At 65.9% G+C, this 23,223-nt stretch carries 22 protein-coding genes and 3 pseudogenes; 7 read left to right on the forward strand and 18 right to left on the reverse strand.

What is annotated here, in order from left to right; genetic code table 11:
• Positions 1-46: 46 nt before the first annotated feature.
• The 15 genes from codB to U873_RS0100690 all read right to left on the reverse strand — a co-directional run bounded on the left by codB (position 47) and on the right by U873_RS0100690 (position 12,822).
• Entirely contained in the window at positions 47-1,318 is a 1,272-nt protein-coding gene (gene codB, locus U873_RS0100620; RefSeq protein WP_025126391.1) for a cytosine permease, read from the reverse strand.
• 182 nt (positions 1,319-1,500) lie between these two features.
• Complete coding sequence (locus U873_RS0100625) at positions 1,501-1,698, reverse strand: helix-turn-helix transcriptional regulator (protein ID WP_025126392.1); 198 nt, start codon at positions 1,696-1,698, stop codon at positions 1,501-1,503.
• Complete coding sequence (locus U873_RS0100630; RefSeq protein ID WP_025126393.1) at positions 1,695-2,069, reverse strand: hypothetical protein; 375 nt, start codon at positions 2,067-2,069, stop codon at positions 1,695-1,697. The genes U873_RS0100625 and U873_RS0100630 overlap by 4 nt, the downstream gene beginning before the upstream one ends.
• Positions 2,070-2,154: 85 nt before the next feature.
• A complete protein-coding gene (locus U873_RS0100635) occupies positions 2,155-2,778 on the reverse strand; it encodes an NUDIX hydrolase (protein ID WP_025126394.1) in 624 nt (207 codons plus the stop codon).
• A gap of 101 nt (positions 2,779-2,879) precedes the next feature.
• Positions 2,880-3,851 (reverse strand): oligopeptide/dipeptide ABC transporter ATP-binding protein, encoded by a 972-nt coding sequence (locus U873_RS0100640; protein ID WP_025126395.1) that lies wholly within the window; start codon positions 3,849-3,851, stop codon positions 2,880-2,882.
• Complete coding sequence (locus U873_RS0100645; RefSeq protein ID WP_025126396.1) at positions 3,848-4,843, reverse strand: ABC transporter ATP-binding protein; 996 nt, start codon at positions 4,841-4,843, stop codon at positions 3,848-3,850. Before U873_RS0100645 ends, U873_RS0100640 begins: the two co-directional genes overlap by 4 nt.
• Positions 4,840-5,739: a D,D-dipeptide ABC transporter permease gene (ddpC, locus tag U873_RS0100650; RefSeq protein WP_025126397.1), complete on the reverse strand. Its 900-nt coding sequence runs from the start codon at positions 5,737-5,739 to the stop codon at positions 4,840-4,842. Before ddpC ends, U873_RS0100645 begins: the two co-directional genes overlap by 4 nt.
• Position 5,740: 1 nt before the next feature.
• Positions 5,741-6,757: an ABC transporter permease gene (locus tag U873_RS0100655; protein ID WP_025126398.1), complete on the reverse strand. Its 1,017-nt coding sequence runs from the start codon at positions 6,755-6,757 to the stop codon at positions 5,741-5,743.
• Between the two features lie 118 nt (positions 6,758-6,875).
• Complete coding sequence (locus tag U873_RS0100660; protein WP_025126399.1) at positions 6,876-8,450, reverse strand: ABC transporter substrate-binding protein; 1,575 nt, start codon at positions 8,448-8,450, stop codon at positions 6,876-6,878.
• A gap of 151 nt (positions 8,451-8,601) precedes the next feature.
• Positions 8,602-9,159 (reverse strand): D-alanyl-D-alanine dipeptidase, encoded by a 558-nt coding sequence (ddpX, locus tag U873_RS0100665; RefSeq protein WP_025126400.1) that lies wholly within the window; start codon positions 9,157-9,159, stop codon positions 8,602-8,604.
• Positions 9,160-9,191: 32 nt separating this feature from the next.
• Positions 9,192-10,052: a MurR/RpiR family transcriptional regulator gene (locus U873_RS0100670; RefSeq protein ID WP_025126401.1), complete on the reverse strand. Its 861-nt coding sequence runs from the start codon at positions 10,050-10,052 to the stop codon at positions 9,192-9,194.
• A gap of 140 nt (positions 10,053-10,192) precedes the next feature.
• The gene (locus U873_RS0100675) at positions 10,193-10,699 is read right to left on the reverse strand and encodes a nucleoside 2-deoxyribosyltransferase (protein ID WP_025126402.1); all 507 of its coding nucleotides are present in this window, start codon (positions 10,697-10,699) and stop codon (positions 10,193-10,195) included.
• Positions 10,700-10,719: 20 nt separating this feature from the next.
• A complete protein-coding gene (locus tag U873_RS0100680; protein ID WP_025126403.1) occupies positions 10,720-11,172 on the reverse strand; it encodes a GNAT family N-acetyltransferase in 453 nt (150 codons plus the stop codon).
• 84 nt (positions 11,173-11,256) lie between these two features.
• A complete protein-coding gene (gene queD, locus U873_RS0100685) occupies positions 11,257-11,613 on the reverse strand; it encodes a 6-carboxytetrahydropterin synthase QueD (protein ID WP_011062303.1) in 357 nt (118 codons plus the stop codon).
• A gap of 129 nt (positions 11,614-11,742) precedes the next feature.
• Entirely contained in the window at positions 11,743-12,822 is a 1,080-nt protein-coding gene (locus tag U873_RS0100690) for a hypothetical protein (protein ID WP_025126404.1), read from the reverse strand.
• A gap of 161 nt (positions 12,823-12,983) precedes the next feature.
• Between U873_RS0100690 and U873_RS0100695 the strand changes: the two genes are divergently transcribed.
• Genes U873_RS0100695 through U873_RS0100710 form a run of 4 tightly spaced genes read left to right on the forward strand, consistent with a single transcriptional unit; the run spans position 12,984 to position 15,596 of the window.
• Entirely contained in the window at positions 12,984-13,304 is a 321-nt protein-coding gene (locus tag U873_RS0100695) for a PepSY domain-containing protein (RefSeq protein WP_025126405.1), read from the forward strand.
• A complete protein-coding gene (locus tag U873_RS0100700) occupies positions 13,304-13,618 on the forward strand; it encodes a PepSY domain-containing protein (protein WP_025126406.1) in 315 nt (104 codons plus the stop codon). Before U873_RS0100695 ends, U873_RS0100700 begins: the two co-directional genes overlap by 1 nt.
• Positions 13,618-14,286, forward strand: a complete 669-nt coding sequence (locus U873_RS0100705; RefSeq protein WP_025126407.1) for a response regulator transcription factor — start codon at positions 13,618-13,620, stop codon at positions 14,284-14,286. Before U873_RS0100700 ends, U873_RS0100705 begins: the two co-directional genes overlap by 1 nt.
• Positions 14,283-15,596: a sensor histidine kinase gene (locus U873_RS0100710; protein ID WP_025126408.1), complete on the forward strand. Its 1,314-nt coding sequence runs from the start codon at positions 14,283-14,285 to the stop codon at positions 15,594-15,596. The genes U873_RS0100705 and U873_RS0100710 overlap by 4 nt, the downstream gene beginning before the upstream one ends.
• A 100-nt stretch (positions 15,597-15,696) precedes the next feature.
• Here the strand turns inward: U873_RS0100710 and U873_RS37430 are convergent, their stop codons facing one another.
• Both U873_RS37430 and U873_RS37435 read right to left on the reverse strand, forming a co-directional pair.
• A complete protein-coding gene (locus tag U873_RS37430) occupies positions 15,697-16,452 on the reverse strand; it encodes a methyl-accepting chemotaxis protein (protein ID WP_371261277.1) in 756 nt (251 codons plus the stop codon).
• A gap of 102 nt (positions 16,453-16,554) precedes the next feature.
• A pseudogene (locus U873_RS37435) lies at positions 16,555-17,844 on the reverse strand (HAMP domain-containing protein); the annotation flags it as partial.
• 512 nt (positions 17,845-18,356) lie between these two features.
• On the opposite strand from U873_RS37435, the gene U873_RS0100720 reads away from it, so the two are divergent.
• The 3 genes and pseudogenes from U873_RS0100720 to U873_RS37445 form a co-directional block, all read left to right on the forward strand.
• The gene (locus U873_RS0100720; RefSeq protein ID WP_177330219.1) at positions 18,357-19,673 is read left to right on the forward strand and encodes a Na+/H+ antiporter family protein; all 1,317 of its coding nucleotides are present in this window, start codon (positions 18,357-18,359) and stop codon (positions 19,671-19,673) included.
• Between the two features lie 333 nt (positions 19,674-20,006).
• Positions 20,007-20,639, forward strand: a pseudogene (locus U873_RS37440) (cache domain-containing protein); the annotation flags it as partial.
• Between the two features lie 315 nt (positions 20,640-20,954).
• A pseudogene (locus tag U873_RS37445) lies at positions 20,955-21,545 on the forward strand (methyl-accepting chemotaxis protein); the annotation flags it as partial.
• Between the two features lie 203 nt (positions 21,546-21,748).
• Here U873_RS37445 and yegQ read toward each other — a convergent pair.
• Complete coding sequence (gene yegQ, locus U873_RS0100730; protein WP_025126412.1) at positions 21,749-23,074, reverse strand: tRNA 5-hydroxyuridine modification protein YegQ; 1,326 nt, start codon at positions 23,072-23,074, stop codon at positions 21,749-21,751.
• Positions 23,075-23,223: the final 149 nt, after the last annotated feature.

A 23,223-nucleotide genomic window follows, 5' to 3' on the forward strand; every position in this document is an offset into this window, starting at 1 on the left:
CGGGCCATGATAGACCCGGAAGGCGCCGGGAGGGCAAGGTGCGGGTTCAGGCCTGGGCGTCGACGGTGGCGCTGGCACGGGCGCCGAGCCAGGCGCTGAGCAGGATGTAGCCCAGGCCGGCGACGGCGATGCCCACCAGGGGCGCGACCCAGGGCGAGCAGAAGGCCGCCAGGGTGCCCAGGCCGTAGGCGATCAGGCCCGGCCAGTTCCAGGCCGGCAGCTGGCTCTCGGCCAGGCGCGGGTAGCGGCCGCGCCAGCGGTAGAAGAAGTCGGCCATGATCACCCCGCCAATCGGCGGAATCACCGTGCCCAGCAGGATCAGGTAGGGCACCAGCAGGTCGTACATGCCGAGCATCGCCAGCAGGGTGCCGATCAGCGCGCCGACCAGGGTCACGGTCTTGCGCCGCTGGGTGCGCAGCAGGTTGCAGCCGGCCACGGCGAAGTTGTAGATGGTGTTGTCCTGGGTGCTCCAGATGTTCAACAGCAGCATGGCCATGGCCGCCGTGGCGAAGCCCTGGAGCAGCAGCACTTCGACCACGTCCGGCTGCTGGTAGACGATGGCGCCGTAGGCCCCGATCAGCACCATCAGGCCGTTGCCGATGAAGAAGCCGATCAGGCTGGCGCTCACCGCCACCCGCGCCGAACGGGAAAAACGCGTCCAGTTGGTGGCCTGGGTGGCGCCGCTGACGAAGGTGCCGAACACCAGGGTGATGGCGCTGGAGAGGTCCAGGCTGGCACTCGGTGTGACCCGCAGCAGGCCGTCCAGGCCGCCGATCTGCCGGCTGGCCACCCACATCGACAGCATCAGCAGCAGGCCCATGGCCGGCACCGCGATCCACGACAGGATTTCCAGGCCGCGATAGCCGATGTAGGCCGTAGCGCAGAAGGCCATGCCGAACAGCAGCATCAGCCCCAGCACCGCGCCCTGATCCAGCTGGAAATACTTGCCCAGCACCACCGCAGCGGTGGCGGTGCCCCAGGCGTACCAGCCGATCTGGGTGAAGCCGAGGATCAGGTCGCTGAGCTTGCTGCCCCGTTCACCGAAGCACAAGCGCCCCATCAGCACCGTGTTCAGCCCGCTCTTGAAGGCGATGTAGCCCAGGCTGGCGGCATAGATCCCCAGCAGCAGGTTGCCGACGAGGATCACCGCCAGCAGGGTGGTGAAGTCGAAAGCCACCCCCAGCTTGCCGCCGGCGAACATGGTGGCGGTGAAAAAGGTGAAGCCCAGCAGCACCATGGCCATGGAGGCCAGGCCCTTGCGGGCGTGCTGTGGAACTTCGCTCAAGGGGTAGTCGTTGCCGGGTTCGTGCTGGGTCATGGGCCTGTCCCTGGTCGCAGTGGTGCCTCGCTGTTGCAGGCACCGTGCCAATCCTCGACGGCAGGCTCGGGCGCCCCAGCAGTTATAGCCGATGCCCGTGGGCCTGCCCTGGCAGCAGGCGCTGGCGGGGCAAAAGCGGTGCATGGCCGAGCCAGATTGGCTCACTGCCAGGCGGCCGCGGGTCAGTCCTGGTCGGGGCAGAAGATGCTTTCGATGGGCAGTTCGAAGGCCCGGGCAATCTTGAATGCCAGGGGCAGGCTGGGGTCGTAGCGCCCGGTCTCGATGGCGTTCACCGTCTGCCGGGACACCTCAAGCCGGGTGGCCAGTTCAGCCTGGGACCAGCCCTTCAGGGTGCGCAGTTCGCGCAGTTGATTGTTCACCGGTAGCGCCGCGTGCCGGCTACCGTGGCCAGGGCCCAGACCAGGCCCATCAGCGGCCACACGTAGAACATCGACAGCCGGGGCAGGCCGGCGGTTTCCAGGAAGCCGTAGCTGAAGGTGATCAGCGCGGTGCAGACAAAGGACAGGCCCAGGGCTTCGAGCTGGATGCGCCGGGCCAGTTCGTCCATGCGCCGCAACTGCCGCACCACCGCCAGGGCCATGGCCACCATGGGGATCACCGGCACCAGGGCCAGGGCGATCTTGCCCGGGCCGGGGCTCAGGTCCGCCAGCCATTGGCTGCTCAGCAGCACCGCGATGATGTAGGCCAGCAAGGCCAGGCTGAACTCGATGTAATAGCGTTTACTGCCCATGGGCGATCTCCTGAAGTAAAGTGTCCTTTACATTAGGTGGGCGTGTTTATCATGTCAAGGGTGCTTTACATTGGGGCGACCTTGCTCAGTCGAACAGGGTCAGGCTGCGCCGGCCCTGGTGGAACTCGAAAGCTTCCTGGATATCCCGTTCCACGGTGCGGCCCTGGGACAGCGGCGGCAACTGGTCTGGGGCGAAGAACCCCGTGTCGCTGGTTTCGCTGCCGGCCATCGGGGCCTCGGCGTCTTGCCGTTCGCAGAGGAAGTAGAGCTTGTAGAAATCCCGGTGATCGGGCTTGTAGGGCCCCTTGGCCTTGTGCCGCAGGCCGTACAGCTGGCGCACCGAAACCTGCAGCCCGGCTTCTTCGTGGATTTCCTTGATGATGTTCTGCGCCGCCGACAGGCCGACATCGGCGTAGCCCCCAGGCAGGGCCCAGAGGCCGTCGTGCTGCTCGCGTACCAGCAGGATCTTGCCGTTCTCGATCAGTGCGCCGCGCACTTCCACCATCGGCGTCGAGTAGCGCTGGGCGAAGTCCGAGACCAGTTCGTTGATGCGTTCCAGGGGCACGTTACCCAGTTGCGCGAGCATGTCGTGGGCGATATCGGCGACTTCCTGGTAGCGCTCGCGATCATGCACGTCGCGGCAAAAATGCAGGCCGGTGGAGGCGATGGCTTGCAGGCGTTTGGCGTGGGTCAGCCAGCGGCTTTCCATGAGAGAGGTTCCTGGGAGGTCAGAGACAAGGCGCTTGTTTTAAGCCCTTGGCGCCCCGCAAGCAAGCACCACGCCGTGGTCGACGGCGTGGTGCCGGAATATCAGCCGCCGGCGCTTTGCCGGTGGCAGCGCACTTGCCGGGTGGCATCCCCCAGCAGCTGTTGCGGCAGCTCGCAGCCCGAGCCACGGCGGTTGCAGCGGTCGAAGAAGAAACAGCCGCTGGGCAGCTTGCGGTTGCCCGGCAGTTCGGTGGGCGCCGAGAGCTGGCTGTCCGCCAGGGGCGCACCGAGGCGCGGCACCGCATCCAGCAACAGCTGGGTGTAGGGGTGGCGCGGCCGCTCCAGTACCTGCTCGGCGCTGCCCAGCTCGACGATCTGCCCCAGGTACATCACTGCCACTCGGTCGGCCATGTGCCGCACCACCGAGACGTTGTGGGAGATCAGCACGAAGGTCAGGCCGCGGCTGCGCTGCAGGTCCGCCAGCAGGTTGAGGATCTGCGCCTGCACCGAGATGTCCAGGGCCGAGGTCGGTTCATCGAGGACGATGATGTCCGGGTTCGACGCCAGGGCCCGGGCAATGGCGATGCGTTGGCGCTGGCCGCCGGAGAACTGGTGCGGGTAGCGCTCCAGGTACTCGCCGCGGATGCCCACCTGCTGCGCCACCTTGGCGGCGATCTCGCGCATCTGCGCGGCCGGGGTATTGCCCAGGGCGAACAGCGGCTCGGTGATGATCTTCCAGATCGGCAGGCGCGGGTCGAGGGACGATTGCGGGTCCTGGAACACGATCTGCACGTGGCTGTGGCGCTCGCGGTCGTTGGCGTAGGCCCAGCGCAGGTCGCCGCTGCTGGGCTTGACCAGGCCCATCAGCAGTTGCGCCAGGGTGCTCTTGCCGCAGCCGGATTCGCCGACGATGCCCAGGGTTTCCCCGGGGCGCAGTTCCAGGTCGATGCCGTTCAGGGCGTGGGCGAAGGCCCGGGGCCGGCCCAGCCAGTCGTTGCTCAGGGGAAAGCGCACCTGTACATCGTTGAGGCGCAGCAGCGGCTCGCTGCCGGCCCGGGGTTGCGAAGCATTCATTGGGCGGACTCCGGGGCAGCCAGCCAGCAGGCACTCTTGTGCTGCTGGCTGGCGTTGATCGAATGCAGCGGCGGCCGTTGGGCACACACCGCCATGGCCTGGCTGCAGCGCTCGCGGAAGGTACAGCCGCCGGGCAGGTGGGCAAGGTTCGGCACCTGCCCGGGAATGGTCAGCAGCGGCGCGCCGGGAGTGACTTGTTCCGGCAGGCCGCTGAGCAGGCCGCGGGTGTAGGGATGCTGCGGGTCGAGCATGACCTGGGCGGTGCTGCCTTGCTCCACCACTGCGCCGGTGTACATCACGTAGACCCGGTCGCAGAACTGCGAGACCACCGCCATGTCGTGGGTGATCAGGAGGATCGCGGTGCCCCGTTGCCGGGCTTTCTCACGCAGCAACAGCAGCACCTGGCGCTGCACGGTGACGTCCAGGGCGGTGGTTGGTTCGTCGGCGATCAGCAACTGCGGGTCGCAGGAAAACGCCAGGGCGATCATCACCCGCTGGCGCATGCCCCCGGACAGCTCGAAGGGGTAGGCCTGCAGCACCTGCTCGGGGTCGGCGATGTGCATGCCCCGCAGCAGGTCGATGGCCTTGGCCCGGGCCTGCTCCTGGCTCAGGTGCTGGTGATGGATGATCACGTCGAGCATCTGCCGGCCGATGCGCCGGGTCGGGTTGAGGGCGGTCATCGGCTCCTGGAAGATCATCGCCGCGTCGCGGCCACGGATCTGCAGCAGCTGTTTTTCCGCGGTGGCGAGCATGTCGCGGCCCAACAGCGACAGGCTGCCGGAGGTGATGCGGTAGCTGCGCTCGGGCAGCAGGCGCAGGCTGAGCATGGCGGTCACCGACTTGCCCGAGCCGGATTCGCCGACCACGCCGACGATCTCCCCCGGGTTGACGTGCAGTGACACGCCGTTGAGGGCCTGCACGTTGCTGCGGTAGGCGGGGAATTCCAGGCTCAGGTTATCGATGTTGAGAACGGCGGATGAGCTCATGGTCATTTCCCCTGTTGCCGTGGGTCGAGCAGGTCACGGATGCCGTCACCCAGCAGGTTGAAACCGGTGGCGGTGAACAGGATCGCCAGCCCGGGAAAGGTCGAGTACCACCAGTTGTCGAGGATGAAGTTGCGCCCGGTGGCGACCATCGCGCCCCATTCGGCGGTGGGTTGCTGCGCCCCCAGGCCGATGAAGCCCAGGGCCGAGGCCATGAGGATGGCGCTGCCGATGTCCAGGCTCAGTTGCACCAGCAGCGGCGGCATGGCGTTGCGCCCCACGTGCCAGCTGACGATGTGCCAGCGCCCGGCGCCGTAGGTCTGGGCGGCTTTGACGTAGCCCATCTGGCGGATGCTCAGGGCCTGGCCCCGGGCCAGGCGCACATAGAACGGAATGCGCACCAGGGTGATCGCCAGCATGGCGTTGAACAGGCTCGGGCCCAGGGCCGCGGCCAGGGCCATGATCAGCACCAGGGACGGCACCGAGAGCATGATGTCCATCAGGCGCATGACCAGGCTGTCGAAGCGCCCGCCGATGATCCCCGACAGGCAGCCCAACAGGCCGCCGGCCAGGCACGAGGCAAAGGCCACGAACAGGCCCACGCCCACCGACTGGCGGCTGCCGTGGAGCACCCGGCTGAACAGGTCGCGGCCGACTTCGTCGGTGCCGAACCAGTGGCTGGCGCTGGGGGCGGCCAGGCGTTCGGCGAGGTTCAGGGCATTGGGATCATGGCTCGACAGCCAGGGGGCGAAGGCCATGCACAACAGCACCAGCAGGGTCATGCACAGCCCGGCGATGGTCAGCGGGCTTTGCCGCACGCGGTAGCCCAGGTAGGCCAGGCGTGGGCGCCAGCCGCCGGCCTGGGCCATGGGTTGCGGCAGGGGAATGTTCAAGGGAGCGGACATCTCAACTTACCTCGCCAATGCGCGGATCGATCACCCGGTACAGCAGGTCGATCGCCATGTTCAGCAGCACATAAATGAACGACACCAGAATTGCGAAGCCCATCACCGCCGGGAAATCCAGGGCCTGGATCGACTTCACCACATAGGCGCCCATGCCCGGCCAGGCGAACACGGTTTCGGTCAGCACCGCGCCGTACAGCAGGTCACCCAGGGTCAGGCCGAGCACCGTCACCGAGGGGATCAGCGCGTTGGGCAGGGCGTGGCGCAGGATCACCGACCAGCGTGACAGGCCGTAGGCCCGGGCGGTGCGGATGTAGTCCTCGCCGAGCTGGTCGAGCATGGCCGAGCGGATCTGCCGCGCCACTACGCCAAGGTTGACGAAGCCCAGGGTCAGCGCCGGCAGGATCAGGTGCTGCAGGGCATTGAGAAACAGCGGGATATCCCCGGCCAGCAGTGAGTCGATCAGGTAGAAGCCCGTGATGGTGGGCGGCGGCTCCAGGCCTTCGTCCAGGCGCCCGCTGCCGGGCAGCCAGCCGAGGTGGCCGTAGAACAGCACGATCAGCCCCAACCCCAGCCAGAACGCCGGGGTGGAAATCCCGGTGACCGCCAGGGTGCGGGCGATCTGATCGATAAAACGGTTGTGATAGACCGCCGACAACACCCCCAGTGGCACCCCCACCAGCACCGACAGCAACAGCGCGGCCAGGGCCAGTTCCAGGGTCGCCGGGAAGAATGCTTGCAGGTCCTCCAGCACCGGGCGGCTGGTGCGGATCGAGGTGCCCAGGTCGCCGTGCAGCAGGTCGAGCATGTAGCGCCCGTATTGCTGGTACAGCGGCAGGTCGAGGCCCAGTTGATGGCGGATGTTCTCGACGATGGCGTCGCTGGCCCGGTCGCCGGCGATCAGCCGCGCCGGGTCACCGGGAATCAGGTGCGAGATGGTGAAGGTAATCAGCGAAACCCCGACCACGACCAACAACAGGCCGAGCAGGCGTTTACGCAACATATTCAGGAAGGCCATGAGGCAACCTCGTTAACGCTTGACGAACGGCGGGGGCAACAGCGGCGCCCCACCGGGGACACGGCAACCCGGCGCCACTCCGTTTCAGGGGCTGGCGCCGGGGGTTTGAAGGCCGGTCCTACTTGCTGATTTCGGCGATGTTGAACACCTGTTCCAGCATCGGATGGAACACGTAGCCCTTCACCGAATCACGCATCGGCAGGCTGTAGTTCTTCTGGTACAGGTAGGCGTAGACGTTGTCCTTGAGGACGATCTTCTGCGCCTTCTGGTACAGCTCGATGCGCTTGGCGGTGTCGTGGGTGGCCGCCGCTTCGCGGATCAGGCTGTCGACCTCGGGGTTGCTGTAGAACGAGCGGTTGCCCGGCAGGCCCTGGAGGCTGGAGTCGAACCAGAAGTTCATGAACATGTAGGGGTCGGCGAAGTCCGGGCTCCAGGAGCCGATGGCCACGTCGAAGTCACCCTTGCCCAGGCGTTCGCGCATGGTGGCGTTGGCCAGCTTCTCCATCTTCAGGTTGATGCCCAGGGGCGCCAGGCCAGCCTGCAGGGTCAGGCCGATGGACTCCCAGTTGGCGTCCTTGTCCGAGTAGAGATAGGTCAGGTTGCTGATTTTCTGCGGCGCCTTGGCCAGGGCGGCCTTGGCGCCGTCGAGGTTCTGCTGCATCAGCGGCAGGCTCGGGTCGTGGGCCCACATGCCGTCAGGGATCGGCCCGTTCATCAGCTTGGCCTGGCCCTTGAGGATGCCGTCGACAATGCCTTTGTAGTCGATGGCCTGGACCAGGGCCTGGCGCGCCTCGACGTTGTCCAGGGGCGCACGCTGGTTGTTCAGGTACAGGTAGTTGACCCGCAGCGAGGGGAAGGTCTGGACGACGATTCCGGATTTGCCGGCCAGGGTGCCGAGCTGGTCTTCGGGCATGTCTTCGATGATGTCCAGGTCACCCCGTTCCAGCTGCAGGCGGCGCACTGAAGCCTCGCTGATGATCTTGATCACCACCTTGTTCAGGCTCGGCTTGGGGCCGGCGTAGTAGCTGTTGGGCTCCAGGGTCAGGGACTGGCCCTTCTGCCAGTTGCTCAGGCGAAAGGCCCCGGAGCCGGCGGTGTGGGTCGACAGGTAGGCGTTGACGTCGCCCTTGCTGGCCACGTCCGGGTTGATGATGCCGCCGCCGTTGTGGGCCAGGGTGTAGAGGAAGGGCGCGTAGGGCTTCTTCAGGGTGAAGCGCACGGTCAGCGGGTCGACCACGGCCACGCTCATGTCATCCGGGAAGGCCCCGGACGGACCCTGCTTGAGCTGCATCAGGCGCTCGAAGGAGAACTTCACCGCGGCGGCGTCCACCGGCTTGCCGTCATCGAACTGGTTGCCGGGCTTGAGCTTGAAATCCCAGGTCAGGTTGTCGGCCGAGGTGCTCCAGCTCTCGGCCAGGTCGCCCTGGACTTCGGTGCTGCCCTTGCCGTTCTCGACCTTGTAGGTCACCAGCTTCTGGTAGGCCGGGTAGGTCACGGCCCAGTCGTTGTTGTCGATGGTCACGGCCGGATCGAGGGTTTGCGGATCGGCGGCCTTGCCGATCATCAGGGTGTCCTTGGGCGCGGCGGCGCTGGCCGCCTGCCAGGCGCCCAGGCTCAGGGCGGCGCACAGCAGCGACAGGGCGACACGGGTGGACAGGCGCACATCAGGGTGATTACGGGTGCTAGGGGTCATGCCGGTTTCCTTGATCATTCGATGATGGGAAGTTCGTCAGGTTTTTTATAAAAGCTATAACCGGGCAGTTGGAGCTGAAGCGGTGTGGCGGGTAACGACCGGCTTGGGGCAGTGGGCTGCCTGTTGTTGTGGCCGGCTGGGGAACGGGACATCAGTGTTCGAAGGGCTGCTCGTGCTCCTGGATCAGCGGGAAGTCCTCGGCGTTGGGCAGCTCGTAGTGCCACCACTCGGTGGGGATGGCCTCGAAGCCGGCGCTGAGCATGATCCCCAGCAGCAGCAGGCGATTGCGCTGCACCTGGGGCGGCAGGTCGCTGTAGAACTGGTGCGACTTGGGCTCCATGGCATCGAAGGCGGTGCCCATGTCCAGGGGCTGGCCGGTTTCATCCACCAGGGTCAGGTCCACGGCCACGCCCCGGGTGTGGTGCGAGCCCAGGCGCGGGTCGCGCACGTAGTCCGGGTTGGGCAGGGCCTGCCACAGCAGTTGCTGGGCGTAGGCCGGGCGATAGGCGTCGTAGATGCGCAGGCCCAGGCCGGCCATGCGCGCCAGCTGGCTGGCCTTGTACAGGCAGGCGGCGGCGTCCTTGTGCAGCAGGCAGCGGGCGTTGCGGTAGATCACCTGGCCGGCCAGGTTGTCGGCGCTGGCGTACACCAGGTCGATTTCCAGTTGGTGGCGCTGGGCGTCGATTTCGACAAGGGGGCTGTTGTTCACTCACTCACTCCATCTTGGGTAACGCTTGAAGGTCAGGATTCGAACTGGCCGAAGGCTTCCTGCAGCTTGCGGTTCTTCGCCAGGCGCTGGTCCAGGCGCTCGCCATAGCCCTCGGCCACGGCGGACACCATCAGGTTGAACAGGCAGGTCAGGGGCGCCAGGGAGTCCCAGAACTGGCCGACGTCGGTTTTCAGCTGCAGCAGGTCCAGCGGGTAGTCCCGGGCCCAGGGGCATTGCAGGTCGGTGACCAGGGCCAGGGGCAGGGCATTGGCGTTGGCCACTTCGCAGAAGGTCTGGGTGATGGCGGAGTAGGCACGAAAGTCGGAAATGATCGCGTAGGGCTTGGCGAAGCCGGAGTTCAGGGTTTCCGCGTAGATGCCCGACAGGCCGTCGACGTAGTAGACCTTGGGGCGGATGTATTCCAGGTGGCTGTGGAAGGCGTTGAGGATGCCCCGGGTCGACTGGATGCCGATGATGAACACCGCGTCGGCCTCGACGATCTGCCGCACGATATCGGCGAACGCCTGGCTGCGGGCCAGGCCATAGACGTGCTGGATGGCCTCGATCTCGCGATGCATCGAGCGCTCCAGGGCGTCGTCCTGATGGGCCTCGCTGCGAAACGCGCCGAGCCGGTCGGTGATCAGCCAGGACGCCGGGGCATCGCCGCGCAGGCCTTGCTTGACGTCGTCCAGGTTGCGATAGCCCAAGGAGCGCAGGAAGCGCCCCACGGAAATCCCTGTGGTGCCGGCTTGCTGGGCGATGCTGTCGGCGGTCTCGAAGGGCAACTGCTGGAGGTTGGCCAACAGGTAGGTGGCGATGCGCTTGCCGGTGGGGGTCAGGCTTGCAAACTGCTGTTCCAGGGTGATTTGGAAACTGTTCTTGTCCATGACCATCTCGCCAGGCGTTCGCGGAAAATGTTATTAAGGTTTCATTTTTGTATCCTGTGTTAGAAACATAACATCGGCTTTCGCGACAAAACAAGGCTTTTGTCCGGGGTGGTCGTTTTCCGTAGAAAGTGACGCTGCTGGCTATCTCAGACCGATGCAGGGGCAGCGTTCAGCCAGCGCCCGAGGTCACTGACGGCGGCTTCCACGCAGGTGCTGCAACCGCTCCAGCTGCAGGCCAGCATCAGGTTGCGCGGCAGGTTGAAATCCTCCACCGCCAAGCCCTGGGCGTCGCGCCCGGCGGCGTCATGGGGCACCTGCTGGCGCAGGGTGGCGGGGCCTTGGAAGTAGGCCCACACCGGTTTGCCGAGGGCAATCGCCACGCCCACTTCGAAGGCGCTGCCGGAATCCGGCTCCAGGCCGCGAAAGTCATTCAGGTTGGCCAGCAGTGCATCGCAGTCGCGGATCATCTGCAGGTTCTGCCGGTAGATCCACTGCGCCGTAGCCTCTGGCGCGAGGCCCGGCGGCGCCTGGTTATCCAGGGGAAACAGGCCGTGCAGGCCCTGGGCGCGGCACAGTTGCTTGAGGTAGTGGCCATGGGCCTGGGCGTCGGCGCGGAACACGTCGAAGCCGGCGAGGTAGATACGGGGTTGCATGGGGCGGCCTCCGGGGCTGATCAGTCCAGCGCTTTGCTCATGTACACCCGGTGCAGGCCGTGCTCCACCGCGCGATGGGTTTCCACGTAGCCGTGGCGGCCATACAGGGCGATGTTCTCGCTCATGGCCTGGTTGGTGTAGAGGCGCACGCAACTGTGGCCGGCAGCCAGGGCCTGGGCTTCGGCAAAGGCCAGCAGTTGCCGGCCATGGCCGCGGCCCTGGGCCTCTGGGCTGACCGCCAGGTTGTCCAGCAGCAGGGCTTCCTGGGCGTCCAGCAGGACTATGAAGCCGGCAATCGCCTGCTCCTGTTCCAGGACCCAGACCTGCTGGGCCAGCACCAGGCAGGAATAGTCTTCGAGCATCGGCGCCGGTTCCCGGCCGATCCGCGCGATATAGGGCGCGTAGGCGCGCTTGGCGATGCCTTCGATGGCGGCGAGGTCGGGCAGGGCGGCGAGGCGGATGGTCGGCGGCATGGGCACAGGTGCTCGGGCAGCGGCGGGAATGGGGCAATCATAGGCATAAAAAAACCACCCCGTGGGGTGGTTTCTTCGGCCGGCCTATTCGCCGCGGTAGATGCAGCCGCTGGTGCAGGTTTCGTGGATGCGGATCGCGCTCAGCTCCGGCAGCAGGGGCTTGAGCTCATTCCAGATCCATTTGGCCAGGACCTCGCTGGTGGGGTTTTCCAGGCCGGGAATGTCGTTCAGGTAGTTGTGGTCCAGGCGCTCGTACAGCGGCTTGAAGATCGCCTTGATTTCCGAGAAGTCGCGGATCCAGCCGGTGTGTGCGTCGACTTCACCACTGAGGTGGATCGCCACCTTGAACGAGTGGCCATGCAGGCGGCCGCACTTGTGGCCTTCGGGAACGAAAGGCAGGCGGTGGGCGGATTCGAAGGTAAATTCTTTGAAGATTTCCACAGTGTCGGTCAGCTCTGTCAGATGGCTATCGCCTGGGCGGCGAGTTGAGGCAGCGGGCAAGTTTATCAGCTTGATCGGCCCCCTGCGGAAAAACCCTGACTAAAGGGTCAGTCCGCCGGGCAGGGGCTTTCACAGGCTTTGCAGGCGTTCCCCGAGGCGCCCCTGGCTGGCCAGCTCAAGGAACTCATCCCCCAGGCGCCGGCTTTCGTCCATGGCATGGCGCCAGTATTTCTGCCGGCCGGCGTCGTCGCCCATGAAGCGCTTGAAGTCGTTGCGGTCCGGCAGCTTGCCGTAGGGCAGGCGCGCCAGGTACTCCTTCGACGGCGCCAGCAGCAGTACATCCCGCAGGCGCTCGGGGCTGGCCCGGCGCCAGGGCAGGGTCTTGTCGAACCAGCCGGGGATCACCCGGTCGGTGAAGTGCGGGTAGAGCACGATGTCGCTGCCGCTGTAGGGCAGGTCCAGGTGGTAGTCCAGCAGGCCGCCGTCGCGAAAGGTGCCGGCCCCGGCGCCAGGCAGTTCGCGCACGCCCTGCATGACCATGGGGATCGAGCCCGAGGCCAGCAGCGCCTGGCGCAGGTTGCTGCGATCCAGGGGCACGAAGCGCGAGGGGAAATCCTCCAGGGCATTGAGTGGCGGCGCCAGGCGCGGGTCGTGCAGTACCAGGCGCTCGAAGTGCCGGGACAGGCGCGCGCGGCCCCGCAGGTTGTCGGCGATCACCGAGGACAGGCCCAGGCCCAGGCGTGCGCGGTGGTCGTCGGCGAGCAGGCCATGGCTCTTCACCACCATGATGTTCAAGCGGTAATGGGGGGTGTCGAGGATCGAGGCGTCGCGGCCGTCCAGCAGGTCGTCGAGCATTTGCCGCGAGCTCTGGCTGATCTGCGCCATGGTCACGCCCTTGGCGAAGCTCTGGGCGTTGTACAGCTGGCCGAGGCGGCGGATGCCTTCGGCGGCGTCCGGCAGGCAGGCGCTGGCGAAGCGCCAGGAGCCCACCGAGGCACCGATCAGCGAGCGCTCTCGCGGCGCGGCGGGCAGCCATTCACCGAACAGCGCCAGGTCCAGGCCCTGGATGCCCAGGGCCTTGGGCCCGCCGGCGGCGCCCGGCAAGGTGCCGACTTCACTGGCGTGCAGGCCTTGCTGGCGGATGCGCGCCAGGGCGCGGGGGCCGGCCTTGAGGGTCAGGGCGGGAAACTTGATATGGATGGCGGTCATACCGGGCTCACTCGTGAATCAGCCGCCGAGTATAGAGAAGCCTGGCGCCGTGGGCCGAGTGAAACTTGTGTCAGGGCCATGCTGGCCATTCAGTTTCAATTAAGTTGCCTTGGGTATCGTCGGCGGCATCGGCCATTGGCCACTGACCTTGGAGACCTGCGATGAAAACCCTGACCGCGCTGTTCGGCACCAGCCTGATTGCTCTGACCGCCAGCTTGGCTGCCAGCCTGGCCCACGCACGCGACCTGGGCCCCGACGAGGCCCTGAGGCTGCGCGACGCTGGTACCATTGTGTCCTTTGAAAAACTCAATGCCACGGCCCTGTCCCGGCATCCTGGGGCGAGCATCAGCGAAACCGAGCTGGAAGAGGAGTACGGCAAGTACCTCTACCAGGTTGAGCTGCGCGATGCCCAGGGGCTGGAATGGGACCTGGAACTGGACGCCGTGAGCGGCCAGGTGCTCAAGGATCATCAGGACACTTAATGAACTCGACTTTGCGTACCGGCACCCGGGCCGCCCTGGCGCTGTTGCTATTCTGCTCCCTGGCGGTGGCCCGCGACCTGGACCAGGACGAAGCCCTGCGCCTGCGCCAGCAGGGGGTGATCCTGCCCCTGGAACAGTTGCTCAAGCAGGCCATGGACCGTTATCCCGGGGCCAAGCTGCTGGAAGCCGAGCTGGAAGAAAAACACGATGTGTATATTTATGAAGTCGAGCTCCTGACCGTGGACGGTGTGGTCCGCGAGCTGGACCTGGATGCCGCCACCGGGCGCCTGTTGAAAGATGAGGAAGACGACTGATGCGCCTGCTTGTGGTGGAAGACCACGTATCCCTGGCGGATGAACTGCTCGAAGGCCTGAAACTCCAGGGCTACGCCGTGGACTGGCTGGCCGATGGCCGCGATGCGCTGTACCAGGGTGCCAGCGAACCCTACGACCTGATCATCCTCGACCTCGGCCTGCCCGGGGTCCCCGGCCTCGACGTGCTGCGCCAGTGGCGCGCCGAGGGACTGGCGACCCCGGTGCTGATCCTCACCGCCCGGGGCTCCTGGGCCGAGCGCATCGAAGGCCTGAAGGCCGGTGCCGACGATTACCTGAGCAAACCGTTCCACCCGGAGGAGTTGCACCTGCGGGTCCAGGCGCTGTTGCGCCGCTCCCACGGCCAGGCCAACCAGCAGACCCTGCAGGCCGCCGGGCTGCACCTGGACGAGGGCCGGCAATGCGTGGTCCGTGATGGTCAGGACGTGTTGCTGACCGCCGCGGAATTTCGCCTGCTGCGCTATTTCATGCTGCACCCGCAGCAGATCCTCTCCAAGAGCCACCTCGCCGAACACCTGTACGACGGCGAGACCGAGCGCGACTCCAATGTGCTCGAAGTCCACGTCAACCACCTGCGGCGCAAGCTCGGTCGCAGCGTGATCGAAACCCGCCGGGGCCAGGGCTACCTGTTCGGCGGAAGTGATTCGTGAGGTCGATCCAGCGCCGCCTGAGCCTGGGGCTGATCACGGTGATGGTGGTGGTCGGGCTGGTGCTGGCACAGACCAGTCTGTGGCTGTTCGAAGCCGGCCTGCAGCGTTACCTGGAAGCCGGCCTGCGCAACGACAGCGAGAGCCTGCTGCTGGCCCTGGTGCGCGGGCCCCAGGGTTTGCAACTGGACGAGCGGCGTTTGTCGCCGGCCTATCAGCGGCCGTTTTCCGGGCATTACTTCCGCATCGATTTTGCCGACGTGCATTGGCGCTCCCGCTCCCTGTGGGACCAGGAACTGCCACAGCTGGAGCGCGCCGGCCTGCAAGGCAACCTGCAACTGGGGCCGGAGGGCCAGCAACTGCTGGTGCTGCGCAGCGACTACAAGCGCCTGGGGCAGTCGATCTCCATCAGCGTGGCCCAGGACTACACCCCGGTGCGTGAAAGCTTCCAGCGCATGCGCCAGATCGGCCTCGGGCTGGGGCTGGCGGGCTTGCTGTTGATCCTGCTGCTGCAACGCCTGACCGTGCGCCGGGCCTTGCGCCCGCTGGAGACCGCCCGTGAGCAGATCGCCCAGCTGCAGCAGGGCCAGCGCTCCCAGCTGGATGCCCAGGTGCCGGTGGAACTGGAGCCGCTGGTGGCGCAGATCAACCATTTGCTCAGCCACACCGAGGACAGCCTCAAGCGTTCGCGCAATGCCCTGGGCAACCTCGGGCATGCGCTGAAGACACCGATGGCGGTGCTCTTGAGCCTGGCCTTGGGGCCGAAGCTGTCGGGCCATCCCGAGGTGCGCAGGATCCTCCAGGAGCAACTGGAGCAGATGCAGCAGCGGCTCGGGCGCGAACTCAACCGGGCGCGCCTGGCGGGGGATGCACTGCCCGGGGCGCTGCTGGAGTGCGATAGCGAGCTGCCGGGGCTGCTGGCGACCCTGAACATGATCCACGGCGAACACCTGCAACTGAGCTATCAGGCAGCGCCGGGGTTGCGCCTGCCCTGGGACCGCGAGGATCTGCTGGAGCTGCTGGGCAACCTGCTGGACAACGCCTGCAAGTGGGCGGATGCCGAGGTGCGCCTGAGTGTCGAGGCGCGGGGTTCGGGGTTTTGCCTGGCGGTGGAGGATGACGGGCCGGGGATTCCCGAAGAGCGGCGCTCCGAGGTGTTCAGCCGCGGGGCGCGCCTGGATGAGCAGACCGATGGCCATGGGCTGGGCTTGGGGATCGTGCGCGACATCGTCGAGGCCTGGGGCGGGACGCTGGAGTTGCAAGAGAGCGCGCTGGGCGGGCTGCGGGTGGAGATTGTGCTGCCCGGGCGTTGAGTGGGCGGCAGCGGGGCAGGCCCTTTGGTCGGGGCCTGCTGCCCGCCAGGCGCAGGCTTTGCGGTTGCGCAGGCCCCCGCATCACCCGGCCTGCCGCAGGTCAGACGCGGAACTGGTCCATCAGGCTTTGCTGCTGGTTGGCCAGGCTGTTCAGCGACTGGCTGACCCGCGCCGATTCGTTGGCTTGCTCCGACAGCGATTCGGTGACATCGCGAATGGTCGCCACGTTGCTGTTGATCTCTTCGGCCACGGCGCTCTGCTGTTCGGCGGCGCTGGCGATCTGCAGGTTCATGTCGCTGATCACCGTAACCGCGTCGCCGATCTGGCGCAGGGCGGTCACGGCTTGCCCCACCTGCTCGACGCTGCCCTGGGCCTGGCGATGGCTGTTGTGCATCGAGCCCACCACCTCGCGGGTGCCGTTCTGCAGTTGTTCGATCACCTGGCGGGTTTCTTCCACCGACTCCTGGGTGCGCCGGGCCAGGTTGCGCACTTCATCGGCCACCACCGCGAAGCCGCGCCCGGCTTCACCGGCCCGGGCCGCTTCGATGGCGGCATTCAAGGCCAGCAGGTTGGTCTGCTCGGCAATCGCGCGGATCACTTCCAGCACCGAGCCGATCTGTTCGCTGTTGGCCGCCAGGCCTTCGACCTGGGCCATGGCGGTGCTCATGTCGGCGGCCAGTTGATCGATGCTGCTGGTGGTGCGGTCGATCACCGTCAGGCCCTGTTGCGTGGCCTGGTCGGCATCCCGCGCTGCCTGGGCGGCCTGGGCGGCGCTGCGGGCCACGTCCTGGGCGGTGGCGCTCATCTCGTGGGAGGCGGTGGCCACCTGGTCCACCTGGCGATATTGCTGCTCCATGCCGGCGCTGGTCTGGGTGGCGATGGCCGATGACTGGTCGGCGGTGCCGCGGGCGTCCTGCACCGAGCGTTTCACTTCGGCAATGATCGGCTGCAGCTTGTCGAGGAAACGGTTGAACCAGCCGGCCAGTTGCCCCAGTTCGTCCTTGTTGTTGTACGCCAGGCGCCGGGTCAGGTCGCCTTCGCCGCTGGCGATGTCTTGCAGCATGTCGGCGACGCCGAGGATCGGCCGGGTCACGCTGCGGGCCATCAGCCACACCAGCAGCAAGCCGGCCACGGCGGCCAACAGGCCCAGGCCCAGCTCGATCAGGGTGCCGCTGCTGTTGCTGGCGTCCAGTTCGTTCTTCAAGGCTTCGGCCGGGCCCACCAGCACCCGTTCCGGTACGTCCAGCAATACGCCCCAGGACTTGCCCCCCGGAATCGGCGTGAATGGCGCCAGCACTTTCAGTTCGCTGTTGCTGTGCAGGCTCTGGGTCTGGCTGCTGCTGGACAGCAGGCGGATCAGCTCGGCCCCGTTGCTGCTGTCCACAGTGTCCAGGCGCTGGCTGAGCTTGCTGGCGTCCGGGCTGTAGCCGGCCAGCAGGCCCACCGGGCTGAGGATGCTGACGTTGGTCTGGCCGGCGTAGAGCCTCTGGCTGGCGTTCTGGCTGACCGCCTGCAGGCTGTTGAGGTTGATGTCCACCGACAGCGAGGCGATCACTTTCCCGTCCACCATCAGCGGGAACACGATGCTGGTCATCAGCACCCGCTGGCCGTCGATGTCATAGAAGTAGGGTTCGATCACGCAGGGCTTGAGGGTGCTACGCGGGCAAGTGAACCAGGCGTTGGCCGGTTGGCCGCTGGGGCCGCTGCTGGTGTCGCTCATGTCGCTTTCCGGCAGCGACATCGAGGTCAGCTTGCCCGGGGTGGGCTGGGACCAGTACAGGGCGAAGCGGCCTTTCTCGTTGCTGCCCAGTTCACTCTGGCCGGCGAACAATGGGTCTTTGCCGTCCAGGGCATTGGCCTCGAACACCAGGGACAGGCCGAGGAGGTCGGGGTTGGCCTGCAGCGCCGACTTGACCTGGCGGGTCAGGTCCTCGCGCAGGTCGAAGGCATCGAGAAAGCGCTTCTCGGCCTGTTCACGCAGGAACAGCACCTGGCGCGAGAAACCGTGGCCATATTGATAGGCGTCCATGAACTGCTGGCGAATCCCCAGCGCCTGGACTTCGCCCTGGGCCTCGATCCGCGCCTGGGCGGCTTCGTTGAGCATCTCCATGCTCGAGGCTTTCACCAGCTCGGAGCTGTGCTCCATGCGATACAGCGAAAGTCCCACCAGCAGTGACACGATGCCCAGGAGGCAGAGTCCGGCCAGCAAGGTAATTTTCCATTGGATGGAAAGTTGTCTGAGCGACATGGAGACGTCCTTTATTCGATAAATATCTGAGACTTTGCACTGTAACGGCTGCGAAAGCGCATTCTTTAAACGCCCGTTCGAAAACCTTGAATGGCTCTGAAACGAGGGTCTTGGCGGTTTTTTGGCGGGTGCGGGGCAGGCCTAGGCCGCCCGGCTTGCGGCGGTTGGCGTTGCAGGTGCGGCCCTTGCCCAACCTGGCATTGCCCGGGGGCGACGTTGCTGGGCGGGCGGGGCCTGGGTCCGTGGCTGGTGGTGGGTTGCAGTGGCCGGCGCGGCTCCCCAGGATCTGGCCGGGGGGCTGTGTCCTGGCCCTTGCCTGACGTGTGCGGCCAGGCCGATCCGAGCGCGGGCACAGGCTGCGGGCGGCTCTTTTTGACAAGCCGGGCGCGCTGCTGCAAAGTGCGCGACCTCTAATAAGAACCTCTTTCATTTCGATGTCGGCAGCCCGCTGCCTTCCGGTCGGTCCCAGGCTTTTGCGCCAAATTTGGCGGCGCAGTAATGAGGTAACGATGATTAACGCAGTAATTGCCGCGGTTGGCGTGATGCTGGTGCTCAGCCTGTCCCGCGTGCATGTAGTGATCGCCCTGATCGTGGGCGCGCTGGTGGGCGGTCTGACCGGCGGCCTGGGGATCGAGGCCACGCTCAAGGCCTTCAACAGTGGCCTGGGTGGCGGTGCCACGGTGGCCCTGTCCTATGCCTTGCTCGGTGCCTTCGCCGTGGCCATCGCCAAGTCCGGCCTGGCCCATGCCCTGGCGGACAAGATCCTGTTGCTGGTGGATCGCCAGGACGCCCATGGCGGCGGCCAGGTCAAATGGCTGCTGATCGGCCTGCTGTGGGTGGTGGCGATCGCGTCGCAGAACATCCTGCCGATCCACATCGCCTTCATCCCGTTGCTGGTGCCGCCGCTGCTCTATGTGCTGACCAAGCTGCAACTGGACCGCCGATTGATCGCCTGTGTCATCACCTTCGGCCTGATCACCCCCTACATGTTCCTGCCGGTGGGCTTTGGCAACATCTTCCTCAACGAGATCCTCCTCGCCAACGTCGCTCGTAGCGGGGTCGACATCAGCCAGATCAACGTCACCCACGCCATGGGCATTCCTGCCCTGGGCATGGTCTGCGGCTTGTTGCTGGCGTTCTTCAGCTACCGCAAGAAACGTGTCTACGACCTGGAGCGGATCGAGAAGGTCGAGCAGGTAGAGGTGCAGTACAACCCGCGGACCCTGCTGGTGGCAGCGTTGGCGATCGTGGCGGCATTCGTGATCCAGCTGCTGCTGGACTCGATGATTATCGGGGCTTTGTGCGGTTTCCTGATTTTCTCGGTGTCGGGCATCGTGCGCTGGCGCGAAACCGACGGGCTGTTTACCGAAGGCATGAAGATGATGGCGATGATCGGTTTCATCATGATCGCCGCCTCGGGTTTCGCCGAAGTGATGAAGGCCACCGGCCAGGTGCAGACCCTGGTCGAGACCTCGGCTGGCTGGATCGGCCACAGCAAGGGCGTGGGTGCGCTGCTGATGCTGCTGGTGGGCCTGCTGGTGACCATGGGCATCGGCTCGTCGTTTTCCACGGTGCCGATTCTTGCGGCGATCTTCGTGCCGTTGTGCGTGCAGCTGGGCTTCAGCCCCCTGGCGATTGTCAGCATCGTCGGCACCGCCGGCGCCCTGGGCGATGCCGGCTCGCCGGCCTCGGATTCGACCCTGGGGCCAACCTCGGGCCTGAACATCGACGGCCAGCACCACCATATCTGGGACACCGTGGTCCCGACCTTCCTGCACTACAACCTGCCGCTGCTGGCCTTCGGCTGGGTTGCGGCAATGGTGCTCTGATTCTCTTGCTCTCCTAGCAACCGCGGGTGGTTGTAGGCGCTGGCTTGCCAGCGAAGGCGCCGGCAAGGTCGGTGCAAGGCTCAAGGGCCTCTTCGCCGGCAAGCCGACTCCTTCGGGTTCAGGCTCAACTTTTGTTTTGGGGTGCCGTTAACGCGGGTATCACGCCAATAAAAAGCCAAGAGTGAGCCCACCATGCGTTTGAGCCTGAAGGCCAAAGTCCTGTCCCTGGCGGTACTCCCGGTACTGCTGTTTGCCCTGGTGATCAGCCTGAGCACTGTGTTCATGCTGCGCCAGCAAGCCCAGAAAGAAGTCGAGGAAACCCGCCAGCGCCTGATGGGCGAAGCCCGGGCCACCTTGCAGAGCTATGTCGAGGTGGCCCTGAGCACAGTCAAGCCGCTGTACGACGCGGCAGCGCAGGGGGACCAGGCGGCCCGGGCCGAGGTGGTCAAGCTGCTGTCCAACATCAGCTACGGCAAGGACGGCTATTTCTTCGGCTACGACTCCGAGACTGTGCGCCTGTTCAAGGGCAACAGCCCGGACGGCGTGGGCAAGAGCTTCAAGGACAACCGCGACCCCAACGGGGTGTACGTCAACCGCGAGCTGGTGCGGGTCGGCAAGGACGGCAGTCACTACGTGCAATACAGCTCGACCCAGCCCGGCAGCGACGTGCTGGTGCCCAAGCTGGGCTACACCGAATACCTGCCCAAGTGGGACATGGTGCTGGGCACCTCGGTCAACCTCGACGGCATCGATGCCCAGGTGGCAGCGGTGCAGAGCAGCGTCAACCAGCGCATGGAAGGCATGGTCCTGAGCATTCTCGGGATTGCCGCGGTGGTGCTGCTGGTGATCGCTGCCCTGGGCATGCTGGTGGCCAACACCATGCTGCGCCCGCTGAACCTGATGAAAGCCAACCTCGACGACATCGCCGCCGGCGAGGGCGACCTGACCCGGCGCCTGGCGATCACCAGCCAGGATGAACTTGGCGAACTGGCCGGTTCGTTCAACCGCTTTGTCGACAAGATCCACGGCCTGGTGCGCCAGATCACCGAGATGACCGGCCAGCTCACCGAGCTGGTGACCCAGGTGTCCGACCAGGCCCAGCGTTCGGAACAGGCCATGGAACGCCAGCGCCACGAGACCGACCAGGTGGCCACGGCGATCAATGAAATGTCCTCGGCGGCCCACGAAGTGGCCCGCAGCGCCCAGGGCGCGGCCGTCGCCGCCCAGCAGACCGACGAAGAAGGCCAGGCCGCCAAGCGAGTGGTGGATGGCAGCATCCAGCAGATCCATGCCCTGGTCAGTGATATCCGCGACAGCGGCACCTCCCTGGACAGTCTGCAGCAGGATGTGTCGTCGATTGTCAGTGTGCTGGACGTGATCCGCTCGATCGCCGAGCAGACCAACCTGCTGGCCTTGAACGCCGCCATTGAAGCGGCGCGGGCCGGGGAAGCCGGGCGCGGTTTTGCGGTGGTCGCGGACGAAGTGCGGGCCCTGGCCAGCCGGACCCAGCAGAGTACCCAGGAAATCCAGGGCATGATCGACCGTCTGCAACAGGGCACCCGAGTGGCTGTGGACGCCATGCGTCGCTCCAGCGATGCCGGCGATGGCACCTCGGTCAAGGCCAACGAGGCCGGGGCTTCCCTGGACACCATGGCGCAGCTGATCGGCACCATCAATTCAATGAACGCGCAGATCGCCAGCGCGGCGGAAGAGCAGACCGCCGTGGCCGAAGAGATCAACCGCAGCGTGCACCAGATCGCGGTGGCGGTGGACAGCGTGGCCGATGAAACCCAGCGCGGCGCCCAGACTTCCCGCAGCCTGGCCGACCTCGGTCAGCGGTTGGGGCGTCTTGTGGGGCAGTTCCGGATCTGAGAGGGGCTGTGCTGCACGGCTTTCCGGCGGCAGGGGCGTGGACTGACCGCTGCCGCACGCCTGGCTCAGGTAGCTAGCCTTCGAGTTGCTGAAGGCCTGTTGCCTGGATCGTTGATATACCGCCCCTATCGATTCTCCGGATGCGCGCCGGCCCCGCCGGACAGCCGCCGCAACCCGGATGCTGGGGCAATGCCCCGCAGGGCTCAGGCGCCGACGTCGCGCATCAACAGGCCGAAGCGCAAGTCCACCTGGTCGGGGATCGGCAGGTACACGGTGTGGCCGTCGCCCGGCGCCACGTCGATGCGCTCGCCCTTGGTGTTGTGCAGTTCATGCAGGTCGAAGTGGAAGTTGCCCTTGGGGGTCATCAGTTCCATGTGGTCGCCCAGGGCAAAGCGGTTCTTCACCTTCACTTCCGCCAGGCGATCGCGGCGCTCACCGGTCAGCTCGCCGACGAACTGCTGGCGCTCCGACACCGAGCTGCCGTTCTGGTAGTTCTGGTACTCATCATGCACATGGCGCCGCAGGAAGCCTTCGGTGTAGCCGCGCTGGGCCAGGGATTCCAGGTCGCTCATCAGGCTGCGGTCGAACTCGCGGCCGGCAGCAGCGTCATCGATGGCCCGGCGATACACCTGGGTGGTACGCGCGCAGTAGAAGTGGGATTTGGTCCGTCCCTCGATTTTCAGCGAATGCACGCCCATGCGGGTCAGGCGGTCGACGTGCTGCACCGCGCGCAGGTCCTTGGCATTCATGATGTAGGTGCCGTGCTCGTCCTCGAAGGCCGGCATCAGTTCGTCCGGCCGGTTGGCTTCCTGGAGCAGGAACACCTGGTCGGTGGGGGCGCCCAGGCCCAGGGTCGGCTCCGGCTCGAAGGTCTGGACGATCTCGCCCAGGGTGTTTTCGGTGGCCTCCTGCGCCTTGTACTTCCAGCGACAGGCATTGGTGCAGGTGCCCTGGTTGGCGTCGCGCTTGTTCATGTAGCCCGACAGCAGGCAGCGCCCGGAGTAGGCCATGCACAGGGCGCCATGGACGAAGACTTCGAGCTCCATGTCCGGTACCTGCTGACGGATCTCCTCGATCTCCTCCAGCGACAGCTCGCGGGACAGGATGACCCGTTCCAGGCCCTGCTGCTGCCAGAACTCGACGCTGGCCCAGTTCACCGTGTTGGCCTGTACCGAGAGGTGAATCGGCATGGCCGGGAAATGCCGGCGCACCAGCATGATCAGCCCGGGGTCGGACATGATCAGTGCGTCCGGGGCCATCTCGATCACCGGCGCCAGGTCCTTGAGGAAGGTCTTGAGCTTGGCGTTGTGCGGGGCAATGTTGACCACCACGTAGAAGCGCTTGCCCTGGGCCTGGGCCTCGCGGATGCCGAGGGCCAGGTTGGCGTGATCGAATTCGTTGTTGCGCACCCGCAGGCTGTAGCGCGGCTGGCCGGCGTAGACCGCGTCGGCGCCATAGGCGAAGGCGTAGCGCATGTTCTTCAGGGTGCCGGCGGGGGCCAGGAGTTCGGGTTTGGCGAGGAGCGTCATGGGGCTGTCGATCGCAAAAGGTCGCGAGGGTAAGCCAGTGCCGCGGGGTGTTCATTGATTTGGATCTATGTTCACTGCAGAAAAAAACGCACTCGGCGCGCCGGTGGCGGACTAAACATCAGGACGCCGGTGCCGGCGTCGATTGACAG

The organism is Pseudomonas sp. PH1b (assembly GCF_000633395.1).
Lineage (GTDB): Bacteria > Pseudomonadota > Gammaproteobacteria > Pseudomonadales > Pseudomonadaceae > Aquipseudomonas.